Below are 16,750 nucleotides of genomic sequence, written 5' to 3' on the forward strand. Positions count from 1 at the left end.
ACCTAGTGGGTGACAAGAGGCCGAGGGCCCGTCGCGCGCCCCTTCGTCTTGATCACGTGTCAGCCCTCGTGCGGGTAGTAACGGCGACGGGCGGCGAGCGAGACGTACACGAGGCCGACCAGCACGGGGACTTCGATGAGCGGTCCGACGACCCCGGCGAGAGCCTGGCCGCTAGATATGCCGAAGACGCTGATCGCGACGGCGATCGCGAGCTCGAAGTTGTTGCCGGCTGCGGTGAATGCGATCGACGCGTTGCGGTCGTAGGGCATGCGGAGGCGAAGGCCAAGAGCGAAGGCGCCGAACCACATGATCGCGAAGTAGGCGAGCAGTGGGAGGGCGATGCGGGCGACGTCGAGGGGTTGGTCGGTGATCCGTTCGCCCTGGAGTGCGAAGAGGATGACGATGGTGAACAACAGCCCGTAGAGGGCGACGGGTGCGATACGTGGGATGAATCGCTCTTCGTACCACTCGGTGCCTTTGGCTCGCTCGCCGAAGGTGCGGGTGAGGAACCCGGCGAGGAGCGGGATGCCGAGGAAGATCAGCACGCTCTTCGCGATCTCCCAGACGGTGATGTCGATGCCGTCGCTGTCGAGGCCGAGCCAGTCCGGGAGGAGTTCCAGGTAGAACCAGCCGAGGATCGAGAACGCCACGATCTGGAAGATGGAATTGATCGCCACGAGCACGGCGGCGAGCTCGCGGTTGCCGCACGCGAGGTCGTTCCAGACGAGCACCATGGCGATGCAGCGGGCGAGCCCCACGATGATCAGCCCGGTCCGATACTCCGCCAGGTCGGGCAGCATCAACCACGCGAGGGTGAACATGACCGCCGGGCCGACGATCCAGTTCAGCACGAGGGACAGGGTGAGCGATCGGCGGTCGGCGACGACGTGACCGATGCGCGAGTACTTCACCTTGGCGAGCACCGGGTACATCATCAGCAGCAGCCCGAGCGCGATCGGGAGGCTGACGGTGTCGATCTTGATCTCGTCGAGGGCGTCGTCGAGGTCGGGGAAGATCCGGCCGAGCGCGAGGCCGGCGACCATGGCGAGCCCGATCCACAGCGGCAACAGGCGGTCGAGCGTGGAGAGCCGACCGGGGGTCGCGGCGGTGGGTTCAGTGGTCTGGTCGGTGTGGGTCATGGTCGGTTCGGGTGGAACGTGACGTCGCCGGGCTGGAAGTCCACTCGGGGTCAGCAGCAGCTCGACGCAGCAGCGGGCACCTCGACCCGGGTCGAGCTGCAGCACGTGGTGCCGCCGGCGACGTCCGGGACATCGTGCATCACGGGGGCGTCCGCGAGCACGGTGTAGACCTCCCACGGCTCGGCGTCGGGGCCGTGGACCCACACCTTGTCCTGCACCGCGAAGCAACACGTGGTGTTCTCCTCGACATCGGTGACAAGCCCCTCGCCACGCAGACGGGTGGTGGCGGCGGTGACGAGATCGGTGCTCTCCACCTCGACGCCGAGGTGGTTGAGGGTGCCGCCCTGGCCAGGGTTCTGGATGAGGACCAGCTTGAGCGGCGGCTCGACGATGGCGAAGTTGGCATAGCCATCGCGGATCTTGGCGGGTTCGGTGGCGAACAGCTTCGAGTAGAACTCGATCGCGCTGTCGAGGTCGTTCACGTTGAGGGCAAGCTGGACTCGGGACATGGGGTGCTCCTGGTTGATAGATTGACGTTCGTCGATGAGACGATCCTACCCCTAGATCGACATCTGTCAATATGAATGTGAGAAGGTCTTGCTTGCGTGTGTGATCTGGTCGAGCCTTCGGGTCGTTCGCGACTCCAGGGCACTTCGACGACACGATCGCCCAGCGATGGGAGGATCCGATGACCGAACGTGACTCGCCGCGATGGCCTTCGATCCCAGTCGCCGGTTGGCAGGACACCCGAGACACCCTTCACCTGTACACCCAGGTCGTCGGCAAGATCCGCCTCGCCGACGAACCACTCCTCAATCACTGGTGGAACACGACCCTGTACGTGAGCGCCACCGGTCTCACCACGTCGCTGATGCCGCACCCGACCGGGCCCGCGTTCCAGATCGACTTCGACTTCTGCGCCCACCGTCTCGACATCGTGACCGTCGACGGCGGCCGACGGTCACTGCCGCTCGAGGATCGACCGGTAGCCGACTTCTACCAGGCGGTGATGTCGATGCTCGACGAGCTCGGGCTGGCGACACCGATCTGGCCGGTGCCGGTCGAGATCGCCGACGCGATCCCGTTCGCCGACGACCGCACCCACGTCCGCTACGACCCCGACGCCGTGCACCGCTTCTGGCTCGCGCTGGTCGACATGCAGCGGGTGTTCGCCGCGTTCCGGAGGCGGTTCGTCGGCAAGGCCAGCCCTGTGCACCTGTTCTGGGGAGCGCTCGACCTCGCGTACACCCGCTTCTCCGGCCGCACCGCGCCAGCGCATCCGGGCGGCGTGCCGAACTGCGGACCCCACGTGATGTGGGAGGCCTACTCGCACGAGGTCAGCAGCTGTGGCTACTGGCCCGGACCACCCGGCGAGGAAGGCATCTTCTACGCCTACGCGTACCCCGAGCCCCCCGGCTACCGCGACACCGTCGTCGAACCAGCCGGTGCGCGTTGGGACGATGATCTCGCCGAGTTCATCCTGCCCTACGAGCTCGTGCGGACCGCCGATGACCCCGACGCGACCCTGCTCGCCTTCCTGCAGTCCACCTACGACGCCGCGGCCACGACCGCAGCCTGGGACCGGATAGCGCTCGACCGACCGAATGGAACTGATCTCCATGGCTGACACCTGCACCCACCTCGACACCATCACCGACGTCTCCCCATCCAGCAGCGGGTGCGAGGACTGTGAGCGCATCGGCGGCCGATGGGTCCACCTCCGGCTGTGCATGGCCTGCGGGCACGTCGGCTGCTGCGACAACTCGCCGAACCGGCACGCCACCGCCCACTGGCACGACCACCCGGACCACCCGCTGATCCGCTCATACGAACCGGGCGAGAACTGGTGGTGGTGCTACCCCGACGAACTGTTCTTCGAGATCGACGACGCACCTCCGTCGCCATCGCACCCCTGAACCAGCTTCACGATCTCGTCGCCCTGGCAGATGGTGCCGGGGAGCACGACCTTGGCGCAGATCCCGCGCAGCCGCTCGCCTCTGCCGACCTTGCCGTTGATCCACCGATGCGCGGCGAGGCCGAAGCGCTTCGTGAACTTGGAGCAGCCGGTGTGGGGCTTGGCCGTCACCTCGATGACCGCCGTGCCGATCTGGAGCCGCGTGCCGGCCGGCAGGTTGTCCGGCGACAGGTCGAGATCGACGAAGAGCTGGTCGCCGGCGAGCGGCACGCGCTCGTCGACTCCGGCGACCAGACGGGCGCAGCGCATGTTCATGATGTTGAGCTGGGCCTCGGGATCGGCCTTGCCGTCCTTCGCGCTGGAACTGCCCCGTACGAGCCAGTTGTCGCCGAGCAGGCCCTTCTCCACGTCGAGCTCGCCGACGTCGAGCACCTCGCGCTCGTTCGCCTTCGGCCGCCGCACGATCAGCTCGAGGCGACCGTGGTCGGCTGGGGAGCGGCGCACTTCGGTTAGCCAGGCTTCCGCGTCGGGCGTCGGGTGGGCGTCGTCGCCGGCTCGCCAATAGCTGGTCATCAGCTCTGAGGCCCACGCCGGTTGCACGACGTCGCCGCGTGGGGCGAACTCGGCGATGTAGGGCTTGATGTCGAGCACGGGGGTGCCGTCGATGGCGTCGAGGCCGCGTACCTCCACCACGCCGTTGGGACGCACGGCCATCAGCTCGCACACCGTGGTCCCGATCCGGTTCGGGCGATCCTTGGCTCGCTGGGCGAGGATGCCGACCTCCGGCCACGACGGGTTGCCGCGAGGGTGGCGAGCGTTGCGCTCGACGCCGTCGGGATTCACGCGGTCGAAGACGAACACCACCTCGACGTGCGAGAACGACCGCAGGTCGCGCGTGGCATCGGGGCCGAGCACGGCGGGATCGAGCTCGATGCGGCTGTCGACGCGGTCCCAGTCGTCGTCCACCGCCCCCGCCCGCTCGTTGCGAACCACACCGATGGGGGTCATCGCGATCTCCACGACGTCAGTGTCGCGTGCCCGACCGCCGACGTGCGCTCAGTTTGCGCGCGACGGGTACGACTTCGCGGCAGTGTCGAGGTGGCGGTGGAGCATCGAGGCGATGTCGGCGCTGTCGGCGTCGGCCCCGTTGATGTAGCTCGAGCGGCGGCGGCGGAGGAGGTTGAGGCCGACCACGAAGCAGCCGGGCGCGGCGGTGACCGCGCCGCCGTCGTGCACGATCCGCCCACGGCGGTCGAGCACCGGGAGGTCGAGCCACGGGTAGTCGGGCCGGTACCCGGTGGCGAAGACGACGGTGCCGATGCCGGCCCGGGCCAGGTCGATCTCGAGCGCCGGCCTCCCTACCTCCGTGGGGCGGAAGCGCTCCGGCGGGCCGACGTCGGCGCCGGTGCGGCGTGCCCACTCGTCGAGCCGGTCGAGCAGACGGTCCATCTTCAGATCGGCCAGCGCGCACGTGTTGGCCAACGCCCCGGAGAACCGAGCGACGCCGTCCACGACGCCGGCGAACCTGCCTACAACCGCAACGCCCTGCTGGACGAGCGCGTTGACGTCGAGCGAGCGCCGCTCGGGCGAACCGATCAGCTGCGGCGACGGCAGGTGCCGGGCGCGCACGAGATCGTCGACCTCGTCGTGGCGCTCGTCGAGGATGCCGCCGGTGTCGGTCCACCAGAAGATGTCGCGCCCTCGGTAGGTGCGCGGCAGGCGCACGTGTTCGCCGGCGGCGAGCGTCACGGGTCGTCCGGACCGACGGATCTCGTCGGCGAGCTGCACACCCGTAGCCGACGCGCCGACGACGAGCACCCCGGCGTCGGGTAGCCAATCGGGCGAGCGGTAGCTCATCGCCGTGTGCACGCAGACCGAGGGTGGCACGGTCGCCGCCGATGCCGGCACGCTCGCCACGCTGCACGGCCCGGTGGCGATCACGACGGCGGCGCACGTCCACCGGTCGCGGTCGGTCGACACCTCGAACCCGCCCGCGTCCAACCGCACGCGGGTGACCGCCGTCGACGTGTGCACGGGAGCGACGATCTCGCCGGCGTACTCGTCGACGAACGCCGCCACCTCGCGGGAGCTCATGAACCCGTCGGGCTGGCTGCCGGCGTAGGGCTTCCCGGGCAGCCGGGTCAGCCAGTTCGGCGTGAGCAGTCGCAGCGAGTCCCAGCGCTCGGTGCGCCACGAGTTCGCCACCTCACCACGCTCGAGGACCACGTGGTCGATCGAGCGTTCGGTGAGGCGGCGACTCACGGCTAGGCCGGAGTGCCCGGCACCGATGACGACGACGGTCGCGTGCACTTCGGCCAGTGGTGGTCAGGCGACCGTGACGGTCACGTTGGTCGGGTTCGTGACGATGTCGAACACCGCGGACCGCTTCTGCGACTGGGCAACGATCGCCTCGATCTCGGGGCGCGGGGCGTCGGCGCCGATCTCGAACCGGACGCGGACGTCGTCGAAGCCGTTGCGGACGGCGGGGTCGGCACCCAGGATGCCGAGCACGTTCATGCTGCCCTCGATCGTGGCCGTGACCGATCGCAGCTGGATCTCGCGGTGCTGGGCGACCGCCGCGACACCCGCCGTGAGGCAGCCGGCCAGCCCCACGAGCACGTACTCGACGGGCGTCGCGCCCAGATCCTGGGAGGCAAAGCACTCGGGGTGGTCGACCTCGAACCGGTACTGCGTGCGGTGCTGCATGTCCTGGCCGAGGCCGGAGAAGCCGTCGACGATCGAGGTGCTGTGCGTGCCGTGCACCCACGAGCACGTCGCTCGCCAGTTGAAGGCGGCAGCCTCTGGCGCCTCGGTCAGCGCGGTGCGGGCGCCGAGCAGTGCGGCGGTGTTCACGCCGTTGTCGACGGGACGGTCGGTGATGGTCATGTGTTGCTCCTTTGGTTGGTGTTGGTGTTGGAGATCCGTCGCCCTGAGGCGACGACGAACTCGCCGGGAACGCGGTAGCTGCCGTCGCGACAGCGGAACGCGGCGATCGACTCCAGGTACTCGTCGGACACCTGCTGGCGAGTGGTGGGGTCGAACATGCCGTAGGCGAGTGCCACTGGTCCGCCGAGGAACGCCGCGCCCAGTGCTTCGGCGTGGTCGCGGTAGTCGAGCGGCACGTCGAGTCGGGTCTCGTTGACGTCGACGAACCCGGCCCGCTCGAGGAGGCCCGACAGCACGCCCGGTCCGCCGAGGGCGAAGAAGCGAGGGCATACGTCGCTCGTGACGCGAGCGTCGACGATGCCGAACAGGCCGGCCCACCCGCACCGGGACCGCTCGCCCCACACCGAGACCCCGACGCGCCCACCGGGGCGCACTGCTCGGTGCAGAGCGGCGACGGCGGCCGAGGGGTTCGCGAGGTACATCAAGCCGAGCGAGCAGAGGCCCACGTCGAACTGGCTGTCGACGTCGAGATCCTCGGCGTCACCGCAGGAAGCCTCCACGTTGTGGGCTCCGGCGGCGACGGCACGCGCCTCGGTGGCGGCGGCCATCTTCGGTGAGAGGTCGGTCGCCAGCACGCGGCCTGCCGGACCCACGGCTGTCGCGATCGCCATGGTCAGCGCGCCGCTTCCGCAGGCGACGTCGATCACGTCGTCGCCCGGGGCGAGCGACACGTCCTCCAGCAAGGCGTCCTGGGCGGGACGAAGCTGGCGCTGCCAGTACTGCTCGTAGCAGGCCGAGGCCCGGTCCCACCCTCGACGCTGGATCACGCGTTGCTGCCGGGCGTCCATCAGCGGGTGCCTTCCACGATCGAGAGCGACCGGACGGGGTGGTTGGCGCGACTGACCGCGTCGAGCATCGGGCTCAGCCGGTCGGCCTCGTCGACGAGCGCGACGACGTCCTCACGAGGAGCGTCGGAGGCGATCTCGACGTGGTAGCGGACGGCCAGGAACCCCGCCGGCTCGGCGGCGTCGGTGCGGAGCATGCCGGCGACAGCGGAGTCGGTCTCGACGACGACCCGGATCGACTGCACGGCGACGCCTCGCCGGGCGGCGCGCAGCAGGTAACCCATCGCCAGACAGCTGCCCAGCGCCGCCCGCATGAGCACACTCGGTGAGGGACCGGTGCCGGTGCCGCCGAGGCCGGCGGGCAGGTCGCAGTCCACGGCGAACCCGTGCTCCTCGCTGCGGCACCGCACCCCGTCGACGAGCGTCGTCTCCGACGACTGGGTGGCGCGACCGAAGCCGGGTCTCGATGCGAGCGCCGACTCCAGCCGGACGAGCGCGCCGTTGATGCGGCTTGTGTCGTCGTCACGGCCGGGTGCGACCGGCGGCTCGGTGATGTGATCGGTCATGGGCCGATGGTGAAGGCACGCGAGCACTGCGTCATCGGGCTCACGCCGCGTCGCCGCCCTGCAACTGCCTCAGATCGGGATCTGAGGTACCTCACGGATCATCTGAGGTACGGCGCCCGATGCAGGTCGGGCCTGTCGGTCGGCACGATCCGCTGCGATGATGCGAGTGATGGCCAGGCGTGTCTCGAGCGACAGGCTCGTCGGGCGGGGCGAGGAGATGAGAGTGGGCCGGTTGACGGTCGACGCCCTGCTGGCCAGCGACCCTGCGCGACGCACTCCGCTCCTGCTCATCACCGGCGAGGCCGGCATCGGCAAGAGCCGCCTGCTCGAGGAAGTGCTCGAAGACGCGCGAGGGCGAGGCGTGCTGGCGGTGCTCGGCCGTTGCCTCGAGCACGGAGGTGAGGTGCGGCCGCTGAACGCAGTCGCCGAGATCCTGGCCGAGCTGGTGCCGATCGCCGCCTCCCTAGGGGTCTCGGTCGACCCGGAGCTCGCTCCACTCGTGAGCGGAGCGCGCGCCGGGGAGACGACGGCGCTGTCGCAGCGTCCGGCGCTCCTCGACGGGCAGGTGCGGACGCTGCTGCGCGACGTGTCGGAACGTCAGCCGCTCGCGGTCGCCATCGAGGACCTGCACTGGGCAGACCAGACGACGCGCGAGCTCCTCGTGTCGTTGCTGCGGGCGCGTGGGCTCGAAAGGGTGTTGCTGGTCGCCACCTACCGCAACGACGAGCTGCACCGCCGCCATCCTCTGCTTCCGCTTCTCGCCGAGATCGAGCGCAGCGTCCGCTGTGAGCGCATCGACCTCACCCCTCTCCCCGAGAGCGAGGTCACCGAGTTGGCGCGGGCGATCGTTGGCGACCAGGTGACCGAAGCTGCCGGTCGTGAGCTGTCGCGCCGCTGTGGCGGCAACCCCTTCTACGCCGAGGAGATCCTGGCGGCCGGAGCCGGCGGCGCGGGGTTGTCCGCCGGCTTGCGCCACGTGGTGCTGGCCCGCAGCCAGGCGCTCGGCGCCGACGCCGCCCGCTGCCTGCAAGCCGCCTCGACGCTGGCCGCACCGATCGACGCGGCCGTGCTGCGTTCCACGCTCGACCTCGACGACGAGCGCTACCTCACGGCACTCGACGAGCTGTTCCGGGAGCGCTTCCTCGTCGACACGCCATCGGGCTTGCGGTTCCGGCACGACCTCGTGCGGGAGGTGTTCCTCGACGAGTTGCTGCCGGGGGAGCGCACGGCGCTGTTCGCCCGGGCGGCGGACGCGCTCGATCGACATCAACCACGACGGCTCGGCGAGATCGCCCGCCTGCGGCACGCCGCGGTGCAGCTCGACGAGGCGTTGCGGGCATCGATGGCGGCCGCCGAGTCGGCCGAGGCGATCGGAGCGATGGCGGAGGCGAGCGAGTGCTACCGCCGGGCGCTCGACATCTGGCACCGCGTCGAGCGGGCCGCCGAGATCACGTCGTGCTCACACAAGCAGCTGCTGCGCCGCGCCGCGCGCGCCGCCGACAAGTCGCGGGACTTCGACCAAGCGGTCGAGCTCGCCCGGATGGCCGCAGATGCGGCTGCGCAGGGCGACGATCCCTACGACGAAGGGGCGATCCTCTACGAGCTCGCCCAGTACATGTGGAACGCCAGTGCGCCGGGTCTCGACGACGTGATCGACCGGGCGCTCGCGGTGCTCCCGGTCGACCCTCCGTCGGTCGAGCGGGCTCGGATGGAGATCCGGCGTGCCAACCGTCTGCGTCTCCGGGGTGAGGTGGGCGAGGCTGCCGTGCTGCTTCGCCGAGCGGCCAACGCGGGCCGCCTGCTGGGAGATGCCGGCGTGGAGGCCGATGCGCGCTCGACGCTGGTGTACGAAGCCGCTGTGTTCGGTGACGAGCACGCGCTTGCGGAGGTGTACGCGTCGTGGGACCTCGCGTTGAGCCACGATGTGGGTGACATCGCCGCCAAGATCGCCGTGAACCTCACGAACGCGCTCGTGTTCATGGGCCGGTATGCGGAGTGCGCCGAGGTGTGCGAGCGCGGTGTGGGCATCGCCGAGCGGCACGGCCTGATGGCGCTGCATGGCTTGCTCACCCAGGGCAACGGGCTCCAGGCGCTGGAGCCCCTGGGGCGATGGGAGCACGCCGAACGGGTGGTCGACGACATCACCCGCCGCCACGGCGCCGAGAGCGTCCACCGCTGGGCCTCGGCGCTCGTCGGTTGGCAGCAGATCGAGGTCAACCGCGGCGACTACTCCTCGGCCGCCCGCGGATACCTCCGCGGCTTCGAGCTGCAGTCGTCGGGCTACTACGCCGGAGACCTGGCTCAGCTCGGTGCCGGGCTGATCGAGGTGGCGGCGGCCGGCGAGGCGCCACCGGTGTCGATCGACGTGGTCGACCAGTGGGTGCACGCCATCGAGGCAACCGAAGCATCGTGGACCGCGCGTCTCGTCGCCGTCGCGGCGCGCCACCTCGTGCCTCCGTTGTCCGCTCCGGATCACCAGCGGGCGGTGGAGGCGGTGCAGGGCTGGATCGACCACGTGCAGCGAACGGCCGACGACCACTATGTGTCGGCACCACCGGTGCTGCACGCCTGGCTCGACCAGGCTCGCGCCGAGCTCGCGGCCGCCCGCCGCGAACCCTCGCCCGTGTCGTGGTCGGACCTGGCGTCGCGCTGGGACGGGCTCGCCTGCCCCTTCTTCGCCGCCGACGCGCGCTACCGCGCTGCCGACGCCTTGCTGACCACCACCGGAGGCCGTGTCGCCGGCGACCGTGCCACCGCCGCGGCGCTCCTCGGCGAGTCGATCCGAACCGCCGAACGTTTAGGCGCCCAACCGCTGCTGCACGAGGCGACAGATCTCGCCCGGCGGGCGCGGCTGGTGCTGCCCAGCGACGACGCCCAGCATGAAGAAGTCGGCACCGAGCTGCCGTTCGGGCTGACGGCGCGCGAGCTGGAGGTGCTGCGCCTGGTCGCCGACGGCCGTTCCAACGGAGAGATCGGCGAGCAGCTCTTCGTGAGCAGGAAGACGGCGAGCGTCCACGTGTCGAACATCCTGCGCAAGCTCGGAGCGGCGAACCGGATCGAGGCGGCCGCGATATTCCGCCGCCACAAGCGCTGACCGCAGTGACTACATGGAGAGGACGACGAAGACGCCGTCGGGGGCACGCTGCACGGTGAGCACCGCGGCCTCCTTCCACGACACGCCCTGGTCGGTGGTGGCACCTTCCACCGACGCCACGTCGATGTCGGCCAGCTCGACCGACGGTTCGCCGCACTGGGGTGGGTAGCTCTCGAGGATCGCATCGCAGAACCGGGGGCCGCCGCCGTCGTCGATCAGGAGTCCCCGAACCGCGATCGGCGTGTCGGCCGACCGCTCGACGAGCTGCTGCACCGTGATCGGCTCCCCGGTGGTCGACGAGGTCGTGTCCGACGGGTCGTTGCTGTCGTCTCCGCAGCCGGCGAGCACCATCGCCAGCAGCACCGAGATGGCGGTGAGTCGGGTGAAGCCATGGCTCGTGCCCACGGTCACCGATCCGGCGTGAATGGATGGCCGACGATGTGCATGTCGGCATTCTTGCCCACCCCCGCCCAGGCCACCGTCCGTGGTCGGTGTATGCTGATTCGCATGCACAGCACGAGTGTGCGAATCGACGGATCGACTCACGAGGAGCTGAAGCGGCTCGCCGCTGAGCTGGACACGACCGTGGGCAACACGGTGACGCTGGCGGTGCGTGCTCTTCGGCAGGAGCGAATCGGCGTCGACCTCCAGTCGCCGCTACGCGACGACGAAGCGGCCTGGCTCGATGCCGAGCTCGGGTGATGTCGTCGACCTAGATCTCGGTGTGCCCGAAAGCCGCGAGGCGGGCTTCCGGCACCCAGCTGTCGTCGTGACCGCCCAGCGCATCCTCGACGCGTCGCCGTCGGTGGTCCACGTGGTTCCGCTGAGATCCACGATCCGGCAGTTCCACTCCGAGATCGTCCTCGTGCCCGACGAGGGAAACGGCCTGACCGTCGAGTCGGCCGCGCAGTGTCAGCACGTCCGGTCGGTGTCACCCCGGCGCATCCTCGACGTCCGTGGCAACGTCGGCGGCACAGCTCTCGCGCAGATCCGTGAGACGATCGCCGTGCTGCTCGACCTTCCCTGAATGGTGCGCCGGGTGTCAGGCCCGGCCGGCGCCGACCAGGAAGCACAGACAGAACGGGTGGCCTGCGGGGTCGGCGTACACCTGGAAGTCGTCTCCCTCTGTTGCCCCTTGAGCGGGCTTCAGGACCCGGGCTCCCAACCGCATCACGTGCTCGTGCGCGGCGGCGAAGTCGTCGACCCAGAGGTCGAGATGGACCTGTTGCGGTGGTGCGCCGTCGGGCCAGTCGGGTGGTACGTGGTTCGGTGCGAGCTGCACGCCGATGCGTGGCTCGCCGTCGACGGTCACCCTGTGCCAGTCCTCTTCGCGGTCGACCTCGCCGCCGAGCACCCCAGCCCAGAACGCGCTCTCGGCCTCTAGATCGGCAGCATCGAACGCGACCGTCAGGTACTTGATCCGCATGCGGCGAATGTACCTATACGCACCGATTGCGAATGGACCCGATGCCTTCGATCCACGACTCGACGACATCGCCGGGCTGCAGGAATCGTGGCGGCTTGCGGGCGGCCCCGACGCCCGACGGGGTGCCGGTGAAGATCACGTCGCCGGGCAGCAGCGCCAGCACGGCCGAGAGCTCGGCGACGAGCTGGGGCACGTTGAAGATGAGGTCGCTGGTGCGGCCTTCTTGCATCACCTCGCCCGTCACCGAGCAGCCGAGGGCGAGATCGTCGCGGTCGGAGAACTCGTCGGGGGTGACCAGCCACGGGCCCATCGGCCCGAAGCCGCGACGGCTCTTGCCGAGCGAGAACTGGGCGCTGGCGGCGAACTGCAGGTGGCGGTCGCTGACGTCCTGGCCGATGGTCAGGCCGGCGATGTGCTGCCAGGCATCCTCCACCGCGACGCGGTCGGCGTGCCGGCCGATTACCGCGACCAGTTCGACCTCCCAGTCGATGGCCGGGCCGACCACCTCGATGTCGGCATCGGGGCTCGCGAGCGAGGTGGGGAACTTGGTGAACGTCGCCGGCACCTCGGGGAGCTGCATTCCCGATTCCTCGGCATGCGAGCGGTAGTTGAGCCCGATCGCGAACACCTGGCGGGGATTCGGCACCGGGTTGCGCAGGGTGCTTCGATCGAGCGGGCCGTCACCCGCCGTCGTGCCTGCTGCCCACGACGTGAACTCGTCCCAGTCGGCGTAGACCGCCATCGGGTCGGGGCCGAACCGGCCGTTCGATGCGGACGCGATGTCGGTGATCTCGTCGCCGATGACGAGCGCGGCACGGCCGTTGACGTTGGCGATCTTCATATGGCGAGAGTCTGGTCGCTGGAGCGTGCCGCGTGGGCAACGAAGGCGGAAGTGCGATATCTCGTTACAGACGGGTGCTCTGAGATATCGCACTTCCGCCCCCGCCTGGCCCGCCGACCGCGACGGGTGTGACGAGGGGCACTCGCCCGTCGAGCCCTTTGGGACCTCTGGCCCTGGCGAGGTGGGGTGCCTCTCACGTCAATCTCGTCCGATCGTCGCCGACGGACTTCGTCGGCGGCGTCGTTGACGATGGGGAGATCACATGACGGAGTTTCTTTCGCAGTACTCGATCCAGCGGTGGCTCGAAGCGTGCCCGCAGGGCTATCTCGACAACACGGTGTACGGGCACCTGCCCGGCCAGATCGAGCCCGAGGAGCTGCTCGCCGACGAGGTCCAGCTCGAAGCGGCCATCCGCACGACCGTGCAGCTCGTCGTCGGTGAGCGCTGCGCTTTGGCGGCTTCGTCGGGGTTGATCAACGCCGCCCCGGATCACCCGAGCAAGCGCTTCCTCGCCACGCAGACCCTCGACGAGGCCCGCCACGTCGAGATCTTCACGCAGCGGCTCTATGACCTCGGCGTCAAGAAGGACAACCTCGAGAGCACCATCTCCCGCTACGCCAACCCGAACCTGGTGAAGTTCGCCGAGGTACTGCTCGGCAAGGTCGAGGCCGGCGACTTCATCGCCGGCGTGGTGGGGCAGAACATCGTGCTCGAGGGCATGGCGTTCAGCGTCTTCGAGATGATGGAAGCAGGCAGCCGCCAGCTCAACCCGAAGTTCGCGCACACTCTGACGGGCACCATCGCGGACGAGCGTCGCCATGTCGGCTTCGGCGAGAACCGCATCGGCTCGCTCATCCGGGAGCATCCGGAGAAGAAGGACGAGATCGAGAAGATGCAAGAGGAGATGGCGTTCTACATGCTCGCCGCCTTCGCCGACTCGTTCTCGCAGTCGCCGCCGCCTCCGGTCGAGCCCGCAGCTGCAGGCGACACCGAGTGGCACGGCGTCCAGCTGTCGACCGCGACGCCCGAGGAGATGGAGGCGCTGCTCGCCGACACGGTCCTAGGGGAGTTCAAGACGCGACTCGGGCGCATCGGGCTGAACTACCGCCAGCCGAAGGTGCCCGCCTGATGCCCGCGGGGCTCGGCGATGCCGACCTGCACGACCTGCAGGACCAGCAGTTCCTCGACGAGGTGCATTCGTTCCAGTTCTGGTTCGATTCCGTCGAGGGCTACCTAAGCGATCGCCCTTACGGGCGCTCGGTCGACATCGCCGAGCCTGCGCTCCCACCGGAGCGCGTCGACCGCCTCGTCACCGCGCTGTGCAACTACTGCATGGGTGAGACGGCCGCTCTCGACGGGGCGAGCAGCCTGGTGCGCGAGGCACCTACTCGCAACGCCAAGATCTTCCTGGCGACCCAGGTGGTCGACGAGGCCCGCCACCTCGAGGTGTTCCTCCACCGTCTGGGTGAGCTCGGCGTCGAGGATCCCGAGGGCGAGATCGCGCGGCGGGCTCATCCCGCCCTGATCGAGTTCCGCGACGAACTGCTCTCGCTCGTCGCCGCCGGCGACTGGCCGGCCGCGGTGTTCGCCCAGAACGTCGTGCTGGAGACCCTCGAGTACACGGTGTTCCGCTTCCACGCCAGCGCAACCGACGCCATCACCAGCGAAGTGCTCCGCGGCGTGATCTCTGACGAGCGCCGCCACAGCGGCTTCGGCGAGAACCACCTCGGCCGTTGGCTCGCCGAGGAGCCGAAGGGGCGCAGCCACCTGGTAGAGGTGCGCCGGCGGCTCGACCCGCTGGTGGTTGCCGTGTTCGAGGGCTCCCTCGCCGACCTCGGCGTACCGCCGGGGGAACGCCCGCCGCTCGCGCAGGACTACATCGACGCCGTCGATCGGCTACAGCTCACATGAGCGAACTGGACACGGTCACCGGGAACGACAGCCCCGACGCCGCGCCCCGTCGGCGCTACGAGCTAGACGAGACCGGCTTCTTGGAGGTGCCGAAGAAGTGGCGGCGCTTCTACCGCCACTGGCAAGGCCCGGGCGATTCCCTCGCTCCGAACGAGGTGATCTGCCCCGTCTGCAAGGTGGTGATCCGCTCCACCCGAGAGCTTCGCCCCGGCGACAAGGTGTACTGCATGCCCTGCATGTCCCGCATGGTCGTGGTCGTCGGCGCCAACGGTGGCCTGGAGGCCGAGGTCCTCTTCTAGGGATCGCCCCCGCCATCCGTCGCGAAGCTCGCGTTCTCGGTCGGATCCGTCGCGCTATGTGTCACGAATCCGACCGAGAAACTGGGGGCGTGGTCGGGATGGTCGCGGCGCCGGGCAGCGTGGTCGCGTCCGTGTCCGGCGGGGCGAGGGTGACGGCCATGTCGGCGACCACGCTGCCGTCGGCGGCGAGCCAGGTGATCGACTCGACGGCACCGGAGGCGACGACCGTCGAGTAGTAGCGGCTCGGGTAGTTGGCGAAGGAGATGGTCTCGACCTCGATCGGCGCGCTACCGGTGATCCCGATGCGGACTCTGGCGACGTCCGCCGTGGCGGAGCCGGCGACCGCGGTGGCGCCGTCCGAGCCGACACGGACGATCGTACGGGCGTTCATCTCTGCGCCGCAGGTCTCGACGTAGTTCAGGCCGACGCACTCCTCGCCGTTGGACGTGGCCGCCACGAGCCCGTCGCCGTCGTTGTCCTGCGCATCCCACGGCTGGGAGAGGGCGGGGACGATCACCCGGTGCGGGATGGTCACCGGCCCGTCGGCGAGCTGGACCCCCTCGGCGACGACGACCGGGTCGAGGTCGCTGCCGGCGGGCACGACCACCCACACCAGCACGCCGAATCGCTCCTGCCAGACGACGGCAGGCCCGGTGTCGGTCAGGTGGCGGATGGCGTCGTGGCCCCGAACTCGTGCCGGCTCCTGGCCGATGCTCGGGTCGCTCTGTGCGGGACCCCAGGTGTTGGCGTAGTCGGTCGGGGTGAGATCGGTGAAAGTGGTGCCGATGGCGACCTCACCGTCTGCCGTCGCATAGCCGACGAGGTTGACCCCGGCGATGCCTTCGATCTTGGCGCATGTGGTGTAGTCCTCACTCAGCTCGACGCAGCGGGTGAGGGAGTCGAACCAGTCGAGGTGGATGGTCGGCGTGCCGAGGTCGGCCGAACCGACGTAGAAGTCGGTGGCGCCCTGGGCGACGGGCATCGAATCGAACGGGGTGCAGCCGTCGTCGGAGCACGCGAGTGGGCCGGTGGAGGGCACGCTCTCGGGAGTGGCGACGCTGGTGGGGGATGGCGCCGGGGTGGCGACGGGCTGACCCTCCGGCATCGTCGCCTCGTCGTCGCCGCGGTTCGTCAGCAGCACCACGGCGCCGACGCCGACGGCGACGAGCGCGGCGGCGGCCGCTCCGAGCAGCAGGCCGTGCCCCGATCGGCGCGGTGGAGCGAGGCTGAGGACACGTGCCGGCTGCTCGGCGGGCTCGGGCGCAGTGTCGATGATGTCGGCGAGGGCGCTGCGGACAGCGTGGTCGAGCTGGTCGTCCATGGCGGTCATGTCGTTCATCGGAGAGCCTTTCGGAGGTTGAGGCGGGCGCGGACGAGGTGGCGGCGAACGGTCCCGGGAGACACGCCGAGCACGGTGGCGATCTCCCGCTCGGGCATGTCCTCCCAGTAGGCGAAGTACACGACGGCGCGCTGCTGCACGCTGAGGCCCGCCACGGCACGTCGCACGTCGAGGAACGTGTCCGGGCCGGCCGTGGCCGCCGGCCCGACGGCGGAGAGGTCGCGGGCCCAACGGCGGCTGCGGGTTCGCCGCAGATCGTTGGCGTGGTTCGCCACGGCGCGGAACAGGTAGGCGCGCGGTCTCGTCACCCGACCGGTGGTGACGGCCCCGTAGCTGCGCAGGAACGCTTCGACGACGATGTCGTGAGCGTCGGCAGGCCCGACCAGCACGGTCGCGAAGCCCACCAGCTCAGCTGCGTGGGCCCGCCACAGCTCGTCCATGGTGGGCGCGGTCGTCGGTTCGTCGATCTCCAGCATTCAACTGTGAGAC

The 16,750-nt window shown here is 69.6% G+C and carries 19 protein-coding genes and 1 pseudogene; 8 read left to right on the forward strand and 12 right to left on the reverse strand.

The features are described 5' to 3' along the window. Positions 1–59: 59 nt before the first annotated feature. A complete protein-coding gene (gene arsB, locus IPM43_12545; GenBank protein QQS24228.1) occupies positions 60–1,139 on the reverse strand; it encodes an ACR3 family arsenite efflux transporter in 1,080 nt (359 codons plus the stop codon). A 50-nt stretch (positions 1,140–1,189) separates the two neighbouring features. After that, positions 1,190–1,648 carry a VOC family protein gene (locus IPM43_12550; GenBank protein QQS24229.1) on the reverse strand — a complete coding sequence of 153 codons (459 nt, stop codon included), beginning with the start codon at positions 1,646–1,648 and terminating at the stop codon, positions 1,190–1,192. Between the two features lie 179 nt (positions 1,649–1,827). Here IPM43_12550 and IPM43_12555 point away from each other — a divergent pair, with 179 nt between their 5' ends. Both IPM43_12555 and IPM43_12560 read left to right on the forward strand, forming a co-directional pair. Beyond that, the gene (locus tag IPM43_12555; GenBank protein QQS24230.1) at positions 1,828–2,766 is read left to right on the forward strand and encodes a hypothetical protein; all 939 of its coding nucleotides are present in this window, start codon (positions 1,828–1,830) and stop codon (positions 2,764–2,766) included. Further along, entirely contained in the window at positions 2,759–3,055 is a 297-nt protein-coding gene (locus IPM43_12560) for a UBP-type zinc finger domain-containing protein (protein ID QQS24231.1), read from the forward strand. Before IPM43_12555 ends, IPM43_12560 begins: the two co-directional genes overlap by 8 nt. 557 nt (positions 3,056–3,612) lie before the next feature. On the opposite strand, the pseudogene IPM43_12565 reads toward IPM43_12560, so the two are convergent. From IPM43_12565 to IPM43_12585, 5 genes and pseudogenes are all read right to left on the reverse strand, one after another. Then, positions 3,613–4,074 (reverse strand): annotated as a pseudogene (locus IPM43_12565) (SAM-dependent methyltransferase). Positions 4,075–4,110: 36 nt separating this feature from the next. Next, positions 4,111–5,364 carry an NAD(P)-binding domain-containing protein gene (locus IPM43_12570; GenBank protein QQS24232.1) on the reverse strand — a complete coding sequence of 418 codons (1,254 nt, stop codon included), beginning with the start codon at positions 5,362–5,364 and terminating at the stop codon, positions 4,111–4,113. A gap of 15 nt (positions 5,365–5,379) precedes the next feature. Continuing rightward, positions 5,380–5,940 carry an OsmC family protein gene (locus IPM43_12575; GenBank protein QQS24233.1) on the reverse strand — a complete coding sequence of 187 codons (561 nt, stop codon included), beginning with the start codon at positions 5,938–5,940 and terminating at the stop codon, positions 5,380–5,382. Next, the gene (locus IPM43_12580; GenBank protein ID QQS24234.1) at positions 5,937–6,788 is read right to left on the reverse strand and encodes a methyltransferase domain-containing protein; all 852 of its coding nucleotides are present in this window, start codon (positions 6,786–6,788) and stop codon (positions 5,937–5,939) included. The genes IPM43_12575 and IPM43_12580 overlap by 4 nt, the downstream gene beginning before the upstream one ends. After that, on the reverse strand, positions 6,788–7,351 hold the full coding sequence (locus tag IPM43_12585) for an OsmC family protein (GenBank protein ID QQS24235.1): 564 nt from the start codon (positions 7,349–7,351) through the stop codon (positions 6,788–6,790). Before IPM43_12585 ends, IPM43_12580 begins: the two co-directional genes overlap by 1 nt. Positions 7,352–7,520: 169 nt before the next feature. Between IPM43_12585 and IPM43_12590 the strand changes: the two genes are divergently transcribed. After that, complete coding sequence (locus IPM43_12590) at positions 7,521–10,445, forward strand: AAA family ATPase (GenBank protein QQS24236.1); 2,925 nt, start codon at positions 7,521–7,523, stop codon at positions 10,443–10,445. 9 nt (positions 10,446–10,454) lie between these two features. Here the strand turns inward: IPM43_12590 and IPM43_12595 are convergent, their stop codons facing one another. Continuing rightward, positions 10,455–10,850 carry a hypothetical protein gene (locus IPM43_12595; protein QQS24237.1) on the reverse strand — a complete coding sequence of 132 codons (396 nt, stop codon included), beginning with the start codon at positions 10,848–10,850 and terminating at the stop codon, positions 10,455–10,457. 90 nt (positions 10,851–10,940) lie between these two features. Between IPM43_12595 and IPM43_12600 the strand changes: the two genes are divergently transcribed. After that, the gene (locus IPM43_12600) at positions 10,941–11,147 is read left to right on the forward strand and encodes a hypothetical protein (protein ID QQS26457.1); all 207 of its coding nucleotides are present in this window, start codon (positions 10,941–10,943) and stop codon (positions 11,145–11,147) included. Next, the gene (locus IPM43_12605; GenBank protein QQS24238.1) at positions 11,131–11,472 is read left to right on the forward strand and encodes a type II toxin-antitoxin system PemK/MazF family toxin; all 342 of its coding nucleotides are present in this window, start codon (positions 11,131–11,133) and stop codon (positions 11,470–11,472) included. The genes IPM43_12600 and IPM43_12605 overlap by 17 nt, the downstream gene beginning before the upstream one ends. A gap of 15 nt (positions 11,473–11,487) precedes the next feature. Here the strand turns inward: IPM43_12605 and IPM43_12610 are convergent, their stop codons facing one another. Together IPM43_12610 and IPM43_12615 are read right to left on the reverse strand one after the other, a co-directional pair. Then, positions 11,488–11,871 (reverse strand): VOC family protein, encoded by a 384-nt coding sequence (locus tag IPM43_12610; protein QQS24239.1) that lies wholly within the window; start codon positions 11,869–11,871, stop codon positions 11,488–11,490. A gap of 13 nt (positions 11,872–11,884) precedes the next feature. Continuing rightward, positions 11,885–12,712 carry a fumarylacetoacetate hydrolase family protein gene (locus tag IPM43_12615; protein ID QQS24240.1) on the reverse strand — a complete coding sequence of 276 codons (828 nt, stop codon included), beginning with the start codon at positions 12,710–12,712 and terminating at the stop codon, positions 11,885–11,887. Between the two features lie 262 nt (positions 12,713–12,974). Here IPM43_12615 and IPM43_12620 point away from each other — a divergent pair, with 262 nt between their 5' ends. Genes IPM43_12620 through IPM43_12630 form a run of 3 tightly spaced genes read left to right on the forward strand, consistent with a single transcriptional unit; the run spans position 12,975 to position 14,922 of the window. After that, the gene (locus IPM43_12620) at positions 12,975–13,841 is read left to right on the forward strand and encodes a ferritin-like domain-containing protein (protein ID QQS24241.1); all 867 of its coding nucleotides are present in this window, start codon (positions 12,975–12,977) and stop codon (positions 13,839–13,841) included. Next, positions 13,841–14,623, forward strand: a complete 783-nt coding sequence (locus IPM43_12625) for a ferritin-like domain-containing protein (GenBank protein ID QQS24242.1) — start codon at positions 13,841–13,843, stop codon at positions 14,621–14,623. Before IPM43_12620 ends, IPM43_12625 begins: the two co-directional genes overlap by 1 nt. After that, positions 14,620–14,922, forward strand: a complete 303-nt coding sequence (locus IPM43_12630) for a hypothetical protein (GenBank protein QQS24243.1) — start codon at positions 14,620–14,622, stop codon at positions 14,920–14,922. Before IPM43_12625 ends, IPM43_12630 begins: the two co-directional genes overlap by 4 nt. 61 nt (positions 14,923–14,983) lie before the next feature. On the opposite strand, the gene IPM43_12635 is transcribed toward IPM43_12630, so the two are convergent. After that, positions 14,984–16,261 (reverse strand): hypothetical protein, encoded by a 1,278-nt coding sequence (locus tag IPM43_12635; protein QQS24244.1) that lies wholly within the window; start codon positions 16,259–16,261, stop codon positions 14,984–14,986. After that, positions 16,258–16,737, reverse strand: a complete 480-nt coding sequence (locus tag IPM43_12640) for a sigma-70 family RNA polymerase sigma factor (protein ID QQS24245.1) — start codon at positions 16,735–16,737, stop codon at positions 16,258–16,260. Before IPM43_12640 ends, IPM43_12635 begins: the two co-directional genes overlap by 4 nt. Positions 16,738–16,750: the final 13 nt, after the last annotated feature.

This window comes from Actinomycetota bacterium (assembly GCA_016700055.1).
Classification (GTDB): domain Bacteria; phylum Actinomycetota; class Acidimicrobiia; order Acidimicrobiales; family Ilumatobacteraceae; genus Kalu-18.

What these genes read in the sequence shown, in the direction of transcription:
- arsB (QQS24228.1), bottom strand. Translation starts at nt 1,139, where the DNA reads ATGACCCACACCGACCAGACCACTGAACCCACCGCCGCGACCCCCGGT.
- IPM43_12550 (QQS24229.1), bottom strand. Translation starts at nt 1,648, where the DNA reads ATGTCCCGAGTCCAGCTTGCCCTCAACGTGAACGACCTCGACAGCGCG.
- IPM43_12555 (QQS24230.1), top strand. Translation starts at nt 1,828, where the DNA reads ATGACCGAACGTGACTCGCCGCGATGGCCTTCGATCCCAGTCGCCGGT.
- IPM43_12560 (QQS24231.1), top strand. Translation starts at nt 2,759, where the DNA reads ATGGCTGACACCTGCACCCACCTCGACACCATCACCGACGTCTCCCCA.
- IPM43_12575 (QQS24233.1), bottom strand. Translation starts at nt 5,940, where the DNA reads ATGACCATCACCGACCGTCCCGTCGACAACGGCGTGAACACCGCCGCA.
- IPM43_12580 (QQS24234.1), bottom strand. Translation starts at nt 6,788, where the DNA reads ATGGACGCCCGGCAGCAACGCGTGATCCAGCGTCGAGGGTGGGACCGG.
- IPM43_12585 (QQS24235.1), bottom strand. Translation starts at nt 7,351, where the DNA reads ATGACCGATCACATCACCGAGCCGCCGGTCGCACCCGGCCGTGACGAC.
- IPM43_12590 (QQS24236.1), top strand. Translation starts at nt 7,521, where the DNA reads ATGGCCAGGCGTGTCTCGAGCGACAGGCTCGTCGGGCGGGGCGAGGAG.
- IPM43_12600 (QQS26457.1), top strand. Translation starts at nt 10,941, where the DNA reads ATGCTGATTCGCATGCACAGCACGAGTGTGCGAATCGACGGATCGACT.
- IPM43_12605 (QQS24238.1), top strand. Translation starts at nt 11,131, where the DNA reads ATGCCGAGCTCGGGTGATGTCGTCGACCTAGATCTCGGTGTGCCCGAA.
- IPM43_12610 (QQS24239.1), bottom strand. Translation starts at nt 11,871, where the DNA reads ATGCGGATCAAGTACCTGACGGTCGCGTTCGATGCTGCCGATCTAGAG.
- IPM43_12615 (QQS24240.1), bottom strand. Translation starts at nt 12,712, where the DNA reads ATGAAGATCGCCAACGTCAACGGCCGTGCCGCGCTCGTCATCGGCGAC.
- IPM43_12620 (QQS24241.1), top strand. Translation starts at nt 12,975, where the DNA reads ATGACGGAGTTTCTTTCGCAGTACTCGATCCAGCGGTGGCTCGAAGCG.
- IPM43_12625 (QQS24242.1), top strand. Translation starts at nt 13,841, where the DNA reads ATGCCCGCGGGGCTCGGCGATGCCGACCTGCACGACCTGCAGGACCAG.
- IPM43_12630 (QQS24243.1), top strand. Translation starts at nt 14,620, where the DNA reads ATGAGCGAACTGGACACGGTCACCGGGAACGACAGCCCCGACGCCGCG.
- IPM43_12635 (QQS24244.1), bottom strand. Translation starts at nt 16,261, where the DNA reads ATGAACGACATGACCGCCATGGACGACCAGCTCGACCACGCTGTCCGC.
- IPM43_12640 (QQS24245.1), bottom strand. Translation starts at nt 16,737, where the DNA reads ATGCTGGAGATCGACGAACCGACGACCGCGCCCACCATGGACGAGCTG.